The 11,751-nt window shown below is 51.7% G+C and carries 11 protein-coding genes; 5 read left to right on the top strand and 6 right to left on the bottom strand.

The window, feature by feature from the left end:
* Window positions 1-2: 2 nt before the first annotated feature.
* A complete protein-coding gene (locus ACOTSW_RS02790; protein WP_423680878.1) occupies window positions 3-1,139 on the bottom strand; it encodes an efflux RND transporter periplasmic adaptor subunit in 1,137 nt (378 codons plus the stop codon).
* 78 nt (window positions 1,140-1,217) lie between these two features.
* Window positions 1,218-1,856: a TetR/AcrR family transcriptional regulator gene (locus ACOTSW_RS02785; RefSeq protein ID WP_423680877.1), complete on the bottom strand. Its 639-nt coding sequence runs from the start codon at window positions 1,854-1,856 to the stop codon at window positions 1,218-1,220.
* Between the two features lie 315 nt (window positions 1,857-2,171).
* On the opposite strand from ACOTSW_RS02785, the gene ACOTSW_RS02780 reads away from it, so the two are divergent.
* Both ACOTSW_RS02780 and ACOTSW_RS02775 read left to right on the top strand, forming a co-directional pair.
* Window positions 2,172-2,303 (top strand): hypothetical protein, encoded by a 132-nt coding sequence (locus tag ACOTSW_RS02780; protein ID WP_423680876.1) that lies wholly within the window; start codon window positions 2,172-2,174, stop codon window positions 2,301-2,303.
* The gene (locus tag ACOTSW_RS02775; protein ID WP_423680875.1) at window positions 2,290-2,547 is read left to right on the top strand and encodes a YkgJ family cysteine cluster protein; all 258 of its coding nucleotides are present in this window, start codon (window positions 2,290-2,292) and stop codon (window positions 2,545-2,547) included. The genes ACOTSW_RS02780 and ACOTSW_RS02775 overlap by 14 nt, the downstream gene beginning before the upstream one ends.
* Window positions 2,548-2,605: 58 nt before the next feature.
* Here the strand turns inward: ACOTSW_RS02775 and ACOTSW_RS02770 are convergent, their stop codons facing one another.
* The 3 genes from ACOTSW_RS02770 to ACOTSW_RS02760 all read right to left on the bottom strand — a co-directional run bounded on the left by ACOTSW_RS02770 (window position 2,606) and on the right by ACOTSW_RS02760 (window position 6,763).
* The gene (locus ACOTSW_RS02770; RefSeq protein ID WP_423680874.1) at window positions 2,606-4,093 is read right to left on the bottom strand and encodes a sensor domain-containing diguanylate cyclase; all 1,488 of its coding nucleotides are present in this window, start codon (window positions 4,091-4,093) and stop codon (window positions 2,606-2,608) included.
* Between the two features lies 1 nt (window position 4,094).
* Window positions 4,095-5,972, bottom strand: a complete 1,878-nt coding sequence (locus ACOTSW_RS02765; protein ID WP_423680872.1) for a PAS domain-containing protein — start codon at window positions 5,970-5,972, stop codon at window positions 4,095-4,097.
* Window positions 5,973-6,295: 323 nt separating this feature from the next.
* A complete protein-coding gene (locus ACOTSW_RS02760; protein WP_423680871.1) occupies window positions 6,296-6,763 on the bottom strand; it encodes a hypothetical protein in 468 nt (155 codons plus the stop codon).
* Window positions 6,764-7,208: 445 nt separating this feature from the next.
* Between ACOTSW_RS02760 and ACOTSW_RS02755 the strand changes: the two genes are divergently transcribed.
* From ACOTSW_RS02755 to ACOTSW_RS02745, 3 genes are read left to right on the top strand one after another with little or no spacing between them, the layout of a single operon-like run.
* Window positions 7,209-8,054, top strand: a complete 846-nt coding sequence (locus ACOTSW_RS02755; RefSeq protein WP_423680870.1) for an undecaprenyl-diphosphate phosphatase — start codon at window positions 7,209-7,211, stop codon at window positions 8,052-8,054.
* Between the two features lie 3 nt (window positions 8,055-8,057).
* On the top strand, window positions 8,058-9,902 hold the full coding sequence (gene recQ / locus ACOTSW_RS02750; protein ID WP_423680869.1) for a DNA helicase RecQ: 1,845 nt from the start codon (window positions 8,058-8,060) through the stop codon (window positions 9,900-9,902).
* A 23-nt stretch (window positions 9,903-9,925) separates the two neighbouring features.
* A complete protein-coding gene (locus ACOTSW_RS02745; RefSeq protein WP_423680868.1) occupies window positions 9,926-10,717 on the top strand; it encodes a fumarylacetoacetate hydrolase family protein in 792 nt (263 codons plus the stop codon).
* Between the two features lie 51 nt (window positions 10,718-10,768).
* Here the strand turns inward: ACOTSW_RS02745 and trmB are convergent, their stop codons facing one another.
* Entirely contained in the window at window positions 10,769-11,485 is a 717-nt protein-coding gene (gene trmB / locus ACOTSW_RS02740; protein ID WP_423680867.1) for a tRNA (guanosine(46)-N7)-methyltransferase TrmB, read from the bottom strand.
* Window positions 11,486-11,751: the final 266 nt, after the last annotated feature.

Below are 11,751 nucleotides of genomic sequence, written 5' to 3'. Positions count from 1 at the left end.
GATTACCCCTTCGTCACGGCAAACTTCACCGGTATACCCGAACGCATACTGCCCAGGTTGGTTTTAACAATCTGGCTACCGGCAGTCAGGCCCGACAGCACTTCCACTACGGGGATTCCGTGGTTATCTCCCTGCAAACCGGGTGTAATCATTTTTTGCTGGACGACATTATTTTCTATCGCATAGACGTAAGCTTTACCCGCGTCATACTGCACTGCAGCCGCGGGGATCATCAGCGCCGACTCTTTTTTACTGACCTCCAGCTGCGCCTGCGCAAACATGCCTGCTCGCAGTTGTAAGTCAGTATTAGCGATCTGCACATACGCCATCACTGAGCGAGTGCCACTACTGGTCGCCGGGTTGATACGGAATACCTTAGCTTCGATCTGTGCCGGTATTCCTTCAATTTTTACCTGCACGTTCTGACCGGTGCGGATTTTGGCTATGTCGGACGTTGGTACCGCTGCTTCGAGCTCCATGATGCTTAAATCAACGACATCCAGCAATCGGTTGTCAGGCGAGACTTTCTCTCCCGGTTGTACATTGCGACTGCTGATGAGGCCGGCGATGGGTGCGCGGATCAACGTATCTGCGAGCGCCTTACGGGTCACGGCAAGCGCACCTCTGGCACTATCGACATTGGCGACAGCAATCGCGTACTGATTCATCGCATTGTCGTAGGCATTTTTTGAAATGAAATTTTTTGCCAGCAAAGCCTGATTATTATCTCGGGTCTGGCGGGCAATTTCGAGTTGTCCCTGGGCGGCCGCGAGTGCACCTTCGGCTTGTGTCACACGCGCTTCGTAATCGCTGGTCTCCATACGAATTAATACCTGTCCGGCACTGACAGACTCGCCCTCCCGCACCAGTACATCACGCACATCCCCGGCAACGCGGGCTTTGACCGGCGCCTGATTGTATGCCCGTAATGCGCCTGTCAGATTCAGTAACTGACGGATCTCTCCGGGTGCAACAGTAACAACATCTGTGGGTAAAAATTCTAAAACGGCAGCGGTGGGAGTAAGCGGAATTGCTGGCGCAGTCACCGCGCTGCCGGCAGAGTGTTTTTTTGCAATAAACAGCGCAACTGCGACTGCAATGAATAAAACCAATAGCAAGACTTTACGTTGCTTCAACATAGACGCGTCCCTGTGTGCCCGCTGATAACGGGTTCATCCTTTTTTATTTATGATTCTCTGCAAAGCAGCAGAACAGCCTTATTCCTGCCGGATCAGCAAACTATTCCAAGCCATCCGGATGTAATGCTCCAGATATACGCTGAGCTTTTCCGGCTCAATCTGGCACACACATGATGAGTGTTTCCACATCATCATCATCATGATCACGGGTGCAATCAGCAAGCGCGTATCTATTTCGAGATCCACTTTCCGTATTTCACCGCGCTCCATGCCTCGCTCCAGCACACGGACCAGCAGCCTTTCACCGCGAGCGATCACTTCTTCCTGATAAAAGCGTGCAAGCTCGGGAAAATTACCGGCTTCTCCCATCATCAGTTTTGGTAAACCTGATAGCTTGGTTTCGCCTATGCTCTGCCACCAGCTGAGCGTCAGCTGACGAAACAGGCTTTCAGTATTTCCTTCAAATTCATCGATCATTCCCTCGGCTTCGCCGAGCAGAGGAACGATACTTTCACGCACCACCGCTTTAAATAAATCTTCCTTGCTTGAAAAATATAAATACAAGGTTCCCTTGGAGACACCAGCGGCCTTGGCAACATCATCCAGACGGGTCGCCGCAAAACCACGCTCAACAAACAGATGTAAAGCAGCAGCAAGCAGCTCCTTAGGGCGAGCTTCCTTGCGGCGCTCCCACTTAGGCTTAAACGGACATGACATCATAACGATCACTTCTAACTGAATCCTGACAGTGCATGTGCACTCCGGTCACTTATGACCGTAAATTGGCACATGCAGCTTCTGTAAGTGCAAATAACTTACCCGTGAGTCATCAATGTAATCCGCAGTCAGGATAGCGTCAAGCAGCGTTTAGACACACATCATGCAAGAAAGGCTGCAGCAAAACCACGTCAATGCGACAAAATGCAAAAATCTACACTTAAAATGATGAATTCACGGTGTCACCGGTATGTCCTAATCTGACTCCGCATACCCGCAACAGATTCGTTTTAATCATCCTGCAGCAAAACAGACATGAAAAATTATTCTTTCCGCATTCCGGCCTGCACAGGTTCAGGCACCACAGCACATGCCTGGCATCTCATGCAGCAAGCAGATGGCCTGATCTTCTCCTCAATAGTGAAAGCAGACTATGCAATGTCGTGAAGCTTGCGGTGCGTGCTGTATCGCACCGTCGATTTCGAGTCCTATTCCCGGCATGCCAAAAGGCAAACCAGCCGGCGTCAGATGTATTCAGCTGGCGGATGATCTGCGATGCCTGATTTTTGGGCAGCCTGAACGTCCGGCATGCTGCTCAGGATTGCAGGCAACGCAAGAGATGTGCGGAACACAGCGCGAACACGCAATGGTATGGCTACATGAGCTGGAAAAAGCGACCGCACCGGCATGAACCGTTCGTGCTCCCTCTTCGTTCGCATGCGCGTCTGCAGGATCAGACTGGTCCGGCGCTAGACAGCATTCTGTGCCTGCACGATGCGGTTACGTCCGCTATTCTTCGCCTGATACAACGCGGCGTCGGCTTCCGCCAATATGCTCTCAGGACTGCCGCGCAGCGGCGCAATGCCACCACTCAGCGTGATCCGGATGACATGACCTTCGCCCGAATTGATGTTGCTGTCCTCGAGTGCTGTACGTAAGCGTTCGGCAACCATCAGGCCGTCTTCGGCAGTCGTGTTCGGCAACAATACCGCGAACTCCTCCCCTCCCAGACGCCCAGCCAGATCCCCTTTACGCATGCTGTTGCCATGCAGGAGATCAGCGAGATGAACCAATACCGCATCACCGGCAGCGTGTCCGTAACTGTCATTCACATGTTTGAAGTGATCAAGGTCGAGCATAATCAGCATCCCACCTTTGCCGCCAGCTGCAATCAAGGCCAGTTCAGCCTGCAGACGCGCCATGAACGCTCGCCGGTTCGCTAATCCTGTCAGTGCATCGGTGGTCGCTAAGTATTCCAGATTCCGTTCGTGGCGACGCCGCTCAGTGATATCGCTGACAATCAGCAAACGACCGATATCATCCGCACCATTTTTTAAAGGAATCAAATTGAGTCTGATCGTGCGGCCATCCGGTAAATTGTATTCACCATCGACAATCGGATCTTTAAATGCATCCAGAACGTCTTCCGCAACCATTTTGCGAAAGCGCTCCTTATCCAGTCCGGTCAGCGCGGCAGGAGACGTCTGCACCGCAAGAAAATCGCAGATCATCTGATTCGCCACGACGATATCGCCCTTCTGATTTTGCGCCAGAATACCACCCGGAAAATGCTGTATCACTTCGAACAAATGCGCACGGGTACTGCGCAGTGCTTCCTCTATCCGTCTGCGTTCCGTCGTATCGACCATCGTCCATATCAGATCGCCGTCAGGGTTCTCCGGATCCAGCAGGCTGCCACGCACGGCAAACCAGCGTAGCTCGCCATGAACGACAAACTGTTGATAATCAATATTGATCCCGCCATCCTGCCGTACCGCGTTGTAATGCCGGGCAAAGGCGTTAAACGAGACATCATCCGGATAAAGCAAGCGTATGCTCATGCCGGATAATGGCGTTCCATTCTCGGCAAATGTATCGACTGCACGCTGATTGGCAAGACGGATCACACGCTCCGGCGTCGTCACAAACAAAGCGGCGGCGGCATTGTCGAGCAAAGCGCTACGCAGCTTAGTGTCTGCCATGCGCAGGCTGATATCGGTCTGAGTACCGATGACCTGCTGCCCTTTCCCATTTAATTCCTGTGTTACCTGACCGCGGATCTCAACCCAGCGCCAGTTTCCACGGGATGTACGCATGCGGGTTTCAACATGGAATGGCTCGCTGCGCTCGATATGGCGGTGCAATAGCTGAATCACATTCTGACTATCCTGCGGATGCAGCCACCGGCACCAGTCATCAAACTGTATGCTGCCGTCTTGCGCCGGATACTCCAGCATTTCATGACAACGTGCATCGAGATGAATCTCGACCGCTGCAGAGATCCCAGTTCCATAAGCCGTCCTGTACCGCCATCACCGTCAGGCGCAGACGTTCCTCGCTTCTTTGCAGCGCCTCATGTTTTTCGTGCTGCTTAGTCACATCCTGGATATAGCCGTGCCACAAGGTGCAGCCATCAGGCTCGCGTTCGGGATTCGAACTTCCGGACAGCCAGCGTATCTGACCGTTATCTCGGATAAAACGGTATTCGTTAAACCACGGCGTCAGCTTAATCGCAGATTCATCAATGGTGGTACGCAATTGCTGCAGATCATCCGGGTGTACCCGTGCCAGAAGAAACTCAATACCTTTTGCCGCTTCTTCGGGAGTCGTATCGTAAATCTCTGCAATATGCGGGCTGGCATAAGGAAAATAACCGCTGCCATCAGGACGCTGACGATATTGATAAACAACACCTGGGACTTGCGCCTCCAGTTTAGTCAGGCGTTGTTCCAGTTCCATGCGTGCAGCCTCGATTTCCCGGCGGGCAGAAATATCAATAAAAATGCCGGACAATTTGTGAGCGCGCCCGTTATCATCACGCAGAACAACCCTGCCACGGACACTGATCCAGCGCCATGTGCCATCACCGCTCCGCATCCTGTGCTCATTCTCAATACTGTCACGTTCCCCAGTACGAACCCGTTCCAGCTCGCTACGCACTCCTGGCCAATCATCGGGATGAATCATGCGCCGCAGACCGGCCGTACTATGTTCCAGATTTGTATTTGTAATTCCTAAAATCGACGTGATGCGACTATCTATGTGCATATTGTCGGTATTCAGATCCCAGTCCCAGACGCCAAACTCACCGCCTTGCCGCGCCATGTCGAAACGCTGCATATTCTCCTGTAGCAAAATCTGTTTGCGGTGCACACGCTCGAACAAGTAAATAATCCACAGTACGGCCGACAGAATAACGAAAGTACCGAGTGCATTTCTCCAGCGGCTGTCTGAGATTGCCTCGTTCAGATTGGTCAGCGCGCGATCACTATCGAGCCCGACGCTGACCACCAGCGGATAATCTTTCAGGCGGTTCCAGGCGTAATACCGGTCAACACCATCCACCCTCGCCTTGACATGATATTCACCCTGAGTTTTCTGCGGATTCCGAATAAATTCACGTTCTGGCAAAACCATCTGTGTCATCGCTTTATCCTGCATCACCGAGCGCGCCACATAGCTGGCATCATTGCGCACAACAAACGCGACGTCACTGCCACCGGAAAACACCTCACGGAAATAATTCGAAATGTAATCGGGCGATATCGATAACACCAACACACCGGCAAACTGACCGGCACGCTGAACCGGATAGGAAAACTGCACTGACCACTTGCCGGAAACACGCCCCATCACCGGCCGGCTGATAAATAATTTCGCTGCACCGCCATGTGCGTGCGCCTGAAAATGTTCACGGTCTGCAATCGATACTTTGACTTCCTTATCCGGCTGCTCTGCCAGACTGGAGTGCACAACCTGACCGCTGGCGTTGGCAACAGCAATCTGCAGAATACTGTCAGGCGGAAAAGTCTTGAGTGCAGTTTCCACTGAACGGGAAAAATCCGGCGCTGGGTCTGTCACGAATTTCGTCGCCAGCGTACGCGCCAGGTATTCCAGGGCAGAGATCGATGAGCTGACCTGCGTCACCATCGCCGCCGACATCTGCACCGCCCGCAAACGTGTCTGATATTTATTGTCCTCTAACTCAGATGCCTGATAACGCAGTAACTGTGCCCAATACAGCGCACACAACAATACCGCCAATGCAAACGTACTGAGCGGGCGTAAGAAATTACGATAGTGAGAGAACGTTCTGCCGGTTATCATTTTCGCCATGCTTTCAACTGCCGTTTTTACTTCGGCAATCTGCTATTCCATGCGCGCTGAGCTCAGCGTGCTTATCCGGAACCAGAATAAGCGATCTGCAGATAAAACAAAACAGGGCGAAAACTCTATTCTTATGAAAACTACGGCTACATCAAACCAGTGACAAAAAGATTGACATTCTGATGCATCCTTTGCATTGCAAAAAAAATACTCGGGATAACAAATCTGATGACTATAAAAAAACATCGTCAGCGAGTGACGATGTAAAGAATCCCGATAACGGGATACATGGGGAATCTGCGTCGGCTCAGGCGTACACCAAGCCCAAAGGATTACATCAGGCGCATGCGCATGGTGTCGCCATTCAGAAAAAAAAGTGAGACACCATCTTCGTGCGCTTTGACCAGATCAAGCTGCTGCTCGAGCACTGTTGCATAAACTTTTTTACCATCCGCCCGGAAAATCCCGAACCAGCATTTGCTGTTCGAAATCATCTTAGACACAGACCGGGCTGCAAGGCATAAATATTCACTACCGCGCACGTTCATGCTGGCACTCAGTATCTGTCCGCGCGCAAATGGCGTAGGCAGATGCGCTGAGATAATCCGCGCACCCTGATGATCAACTTCCATCACCGCACCTTTTGTCGGACGGGATGGTTTCACGACGAATTGATACGGCCCCATATTCGTTGGCACCTTCGCCGCAATTTCTGCGGTTTCCGGAAAATCCTGAAAATAGGTCTCTGAATTTGCTTGCTGCTTCAGAGAAGCGCTGGTTTGTATGCCGGATTTTTGCACGGTGATCTCTCCTCTGCTGGCAATGATCTGCAGACATCTGCATTCCTTTTCCATCGCATCACTCAGCAAGGCAATCACGACAGATGCGCAAAGTATCTTTAAACCACACAAAAACGACAATAATTTTTAATTAAGTATTAAATTTCGATACCATGCGTAGCAATATCTGCACGGCATTGATTTCCGTATCTGAAGCTGGCTCTACATCAGTAAAAAAATACTCCCCCCAGTATCTAAAACAGCCCAGCAAATACGCTGAGGTTAAGCGTATTATTCAAAAATAGGGGGGGAGTATGCATTTTCACTCCGGTTTCCCCGCAGGTGGACGGCAAAAACCGGAATTGAGTCTCGTCCGGCATGTTAAGCTTCGTGCCTGCTAAAACTGCGGCTTCCGCCCGGTTCAGCATCGTCCGCTTCAACATCGATTAAACAAGTGACAAACGCTATGGATTTACTGCTCGCCGTTAAAATTATCATCATGGGCATCGTCGAAGGTCTGACGGAGTTTTTGCCTATTTCTTCCACCGGTCATCTGATCCTGACCGGCAGCCTGTTGAATTTCACCGGTGAGACGCAAAAAGTCTTTGAAATCGTGATTCAGGCCGGTGCTATTTTCGCGGTGTGCTGGGAATACCGCGCCAAAATCGCCTCGGTATTGTCCGGTCTGGGAAGTGATCCCAAAGCGCGCAAATTCACCCTCAATTTGATGATCGCATTTTTCCCGGCCGCAATTCTTGGCCTGCTGTTTTCCAAACACATCAAAGCGGTGTTATTTGCCCCGGTGCCAGTCGCGCTCGCCTTCATCGTCGGTGGTCTGATTATTCTGTGGGTAGAACGCAATCAGAAGGGTGCAGACACGCACGATGACAGCCATGCACGGATACAGACCGTTGATGACATGACACCACTCGATGCGCTCAAGATCGGCATCGCGCAGGCGTTTGCGCTGATCCCCGGCACCAGCCGTTCCGGCGCAACCATCATCGGCGGTATGCTGTTCGGCCTGTCGCGCAAAGCAGCAACCGAATTCTCCTTTTTCCTGGCGATACCAACGCTGCTGGGTGCCACGGTGTATTCGCTCTATAAAGCCAGAAACGAATTGTCGATGGCAGATTTGCCGATGTTCAGTCTGGGTACTGTGGCAGCATTCATTTCCGCTTTCTTTTGCGTACGCTGGCTGCTGCGCTACATCAGCTCACACAATTTCAATGTGTTCGCCTGGTACCGCATCGCATTTGGCATCATGATTCTGATCACCGCATATACCGGCATGATTCAATGGGTTGATTAAGCAGTGTCATCAGCAAGTTATCCAGCCAATACGGTTGATCAGGCACTGCACCTGCTGCAAACCGTCTTTGGCTATCCCGCTTTCCGTTCGCAACAAGGCCATATCGTAGAACATGTCGTCCACGGTGGCGATGCACTGGTACTGATGCCCACCGGCGGCGGTAAATCGCTGTGCTATCAGATTCCGGCACTGATCCGTCACGGCGTAGGTATCGTGGTGTCTCCGCTGATCGCGCTGATGCAGGATCAGGTCGATGCGCTGGCCGAAGTCGGTGTGCGCGCAGCCTTTCTGAATTCCACCCAGAGTTTCGACGAGATCCTTGCGGTCGAAAAACAAATGCGCGACGGCGAGCTTGATCTGGTCTACATCGCGCCCGAACGTTTGCTGACGCAACGCTGCCTGGAATTGCTGGAAATCGTCGATATCGCTTTGTTTGCGATTGACGAAGCGCATTGCGTATCGCAATGGGGGCATGATTTCCGCCCTGAATATATCCGCCTGTCGATACTGCACGAACGCTTTCCGCAGGTGCCACGGATTGCGCTGACGGCGACCGCCGATCAGCAGACCCGCGATGAAATCATCCATCGCCTGCAACTGGAAAATGCGCTGCAGTTTGTGTCTTCATTTGACCGCCCGAACATACGTTATCAGATCGTCGAAAAAGCGAACGGGCGCAAACAATTGCTGGATTTCATACAGGCGCAGCATGCAGGTGACGCCGGTATCGTGTATTGCCTGTCGCGCAAAAAAGTGGAGGAAACTGCCGAATTTCTGAATGAAAACGGCATCACCTCCCTGCCCTATCACGCCGGTATGGACATGACGGAGCGCAGCCGCAATCAGGCGCGTTTCCTGCGGGAAGACGGCATCGTCATGTGTGCCACGATTGCGTTTGGTATGGGGATAGATAAGCCGGATGTGCGTTTCGTTGCTCATCTGGATCTGCCAAAAAGCGTCGAGGGTTATTATCAGGAAACCGGTCGTGCCGGGCGCGATGGCGCCAGTGCCAATGCCTGGATGGCATACGGTTTACAAGACGTGGATCAGCAGCGCCGCATGATTGATGAATCGGAAGCCAACGATACGTATAAACGCGTGCAGGGCGCCAAGCTTGATGCGATGTTATCGCTGTGTGAAACCCTGAATTGCCGCCGCGTGCAACTCCTTGATTATTTCGGCCAGCGATCCGAACCCTGCGGTAACTGTGACACCTGCCTCAGCCCACCGACCTCATTCGATGGCACGATCGCGGCGCAAAAAATTCTGTCCACCATTTACCGCGTCGATCAGCGTTTTGCTGCTGGTCACATTGTCGATATCTTGCGCGGTATCGATACCGAACGCGTGCAACAGTGGCGTCACGAACAGTTATCTACTTTTGGCATAGGATCAGACAAAAGCGAAGCCGAATGGCGCGCGATTCTGCGCCAACTGATTGCGCTCGGCCTGATTGCGGTTGACTATGAAAATTATAGCTCCCTGAAACTGACCGAAGCCTCGCGCACGGTCTTGCGCGGCGAAACCAAAGTGCAGTTGCGTCAGTACAAAAAAGCGGAAAAAGCGCTGAAACATAAACGCCAGTCTGCGAAAGACTATGCGGAAACCGAGCTCGGTGCAGAGGAACAGGCATTGTTTGACAAACTGCGCTGGTGGCGCGTCGAAACAGCGCGCACGCACAATGTTCCGGCATATGTGATTTTTCCGGATGCGACATTGCGCGAGATCGCCCGCAACGCCCCGCAAACACTGACTGCGTTGCGCGCGATTTCCGGCGTCGGTGATAAAAAACTTGACAGCTACGGCACTGAAATTTTGCAACTGATTGCCGAACTGCACGCCGCCTGACATGACACCGGAGTAATCTGCATATGCCTTCGTTTCACACTGATCAACAGTACATTTCTGAGGCAGCTGCTATCCTGCTCGAACGCCGGCGTAACGGCAGCAAAGGCGAACGATTACCAGAATCCTGTCGCCCGCAAAATCTGGATCAGGCACTGGCAATACAAGCGAAAGTCAGTCAGCAATCAGCGGACAGAATAGCGGCATGGAAATGCGGAATGCCGGGCACAGACAAGGTCGTACTCGCGCCGATTTATGCCAGCACTATTTTTCAGGAAACGGAGACCTGCGAAGTCTGGAGCGACCAACAATCCGCACGCATAGAACCGGAACTGGCCTTTATTCTCGGGCATGATTTACCAGCTCGTGCAGCGTCTTATACGGTTGCCGAAATCGATGCTGCGATAAAGGAAACACGATTGGCGCTGGAATTGATAGGCACGCGTTACAGCAATCCCGACGCGGCCAGTTTTGCCGAACATCTTGCTGATGGCCTGTTTAATCAGGGCTTATATCTTGGCCCGGTGATCCACGCTGACAATGCGGCAAACCTGCAAACAATGCCGATCACAATCTGCCTTGCCGGGCGAACATTTCAAGAATTTTCTGGCGTGCATCCTGCAGTTAACGCACGTGCGCCGCTGTATTGGCTGATTGAATTTCTGCGTAATCGTGGTCAGGGTTTGCAGGCAGGTCAGGCCATTATTACCGGCTCTTATGCTGGCAGCCCCGATGTTCCTTTACATGAAGATGTGAGCGTCCGTTTCGGACAGCTCGGTAAACTCCAGGTGCGTTTTATCAGTAAATCACCGGCATAAAAAAAGGCAGCTCAGACTCACTGGCTGCCATTATTTTAGCTACTGCAAATATTATTTTTTACGGAATACCAGGTCCCAGACACCGTGCCCTAAACGCAGGCCACGGTTTTCAAATTTAGTCACGGGACGATAATCGGGACGAGGCGCATAACTGTCAGCCGTATTTTCCAGCGCTGGCTCAGCACTCAATACATCGAGCATCTGTACAGCATAATCTTCCCAATCTGTCGCGCAATGCAGATAACCGCCAGGCGCCAGTCGGGACGCCAGTAATTGCACCATTGGGCCCTGTATCAGACGGCGCTTATTGTGACGCGCTTTGTGCCAAGGATCAGGAAAGAATACATGTACACCATGCAAAGACGCTGGCGCAATCATATTGTTCAGAACTTCGACTGCGTCATGCTGAATAATGCGCTGGTTTTGCAAACCCATCTCATCCGTCAGTTTCAGCAGACTGCCCACTCCCGGCGTGTGTACTTCAACACCGATAAAATTTGTCTCAGGCATGCCGGCAGAAATTTTGGCACTGGTTTCGCCCATGCCAAAACCAATTTCAAATACCGTCGGCGCATGACGGCCAAAAGCCGCGTCAATATCGAGTAGCTCTTTTTTATACGGAATACAAAAACGCGGCCCCAGAGTTTCAATCGCACGCGCCTGCGCATCAGACAAACGTCCGGCGCGGGTCACAAAGCTGCGAATGCGGCGCTCAGTAGGATCATAAAACAGCGGTTTGCTGCTGTCAGCAGGCTTGGAATCAGGCATACGGGAAATGAAAGGAAGAATTTACTGGAGCGGGTGAAGGGAATCGAACCCTCGTATGAAGCTTGGGAAGCTCTATTAGATTTCTAATATCTACGCGGGTTTCGACGGCGTTTCAGTTCCGCAAAAGCGTCATTTTAACAGAGTGTCTAGCCCTTTAAAATAACTCCGTTTTCATTTTTGCGGAACGCTACAGTTAAACCAAATTCACATTTCCTAATCGAGCGTTTCTTATTGTTACCTACCTTAGCAGAACTAAACTATAAGGC

The sequence above is a fragment of the Undibacterium sp. WLHG33 genome (assembly GCF_049544815.1).
In the GTDB taxonomy this organism is placed as follows: Bacteria; Pseudomonadota; Gammaproteobacteria; order Burkholderiales; family Burkholderiaceae_D; genus Undibacterium.
This window is presented reverse-complemented; position numbering and strand designations above follow the sequence as displayed.

What these genes read in the sequence shown, in the direction of transcription:
- ACOTSW_RS02745 (WP_423680868.1), top strand. Translation starts at nt 9,926, where the DNA reads ATGCCTTCGTTTCACACTGATCAACAGTACATTTCTGAGGCAGCTGCT.
- ACOTSW_RS02780 (WP_423680876.1), top strand. Translation starts at nt 2,172, where the DNA reads ATGAAAAATTATTCTTTCCGCATTCCGGCCTGCACAGGTTCAGGCACC.
- ACOTSW_RS02765 (WP_423680872.1), bottom strand. Translation starts at nt 5,972, where the DNA reads ATGGCGAAAATGATAACCGGCAGAACGTTCTCTCACTATCGTAATTTC.
- trmB (WP_423680867.1), bottom strand. Translation starts at nt 11,485, where the DNA reads ATGCCTGATTCCAAGCCTGCTGACAGCAGCAAACCGCTGTTTTATGAT.
- ACOTSW_RS02775 (WP_423680875.1), top strand. Translation starts at nt 2,290, where the DNA reads ATGCAATGTCGTGAAGCTTGCGGTGCGTGCTGTATCGCACCGTCGATT.
- ACOTSW_RS02770 (WP_423680874.1), bottom strand. Translation starts at nt 4,093, where the DNA reads ATGCTGGAGTATCCGGCGCAAGACGGCAGCATACAGTTTGATGACTGG.
- ACOTSW_RS02790 (WP_423680878.1), bottom strand. Translation starts at nt 1,139, where the DNA reads ATGTTGAAGCAACGTAAAGTCTTGCTATTGGTTTTATTCATTGCAGTC.
- ACOTSW_RS02755 (WP_423680870.1), top strand. Translation starts at nt 7,209, where the DNA reads ATGGATTTACTGCTCGCCGTTAAAATTATCATCATGGGCATCGTCGAA.
- ACOTSW_RS02785 (WP_423680877.1), bottom strand. Translation starts at nt 1,856, where the DNA reads ATGTCATGTCCGTTTAAGCCTAAGTGGGAGCGCCGCAAGGAAGCTCGC.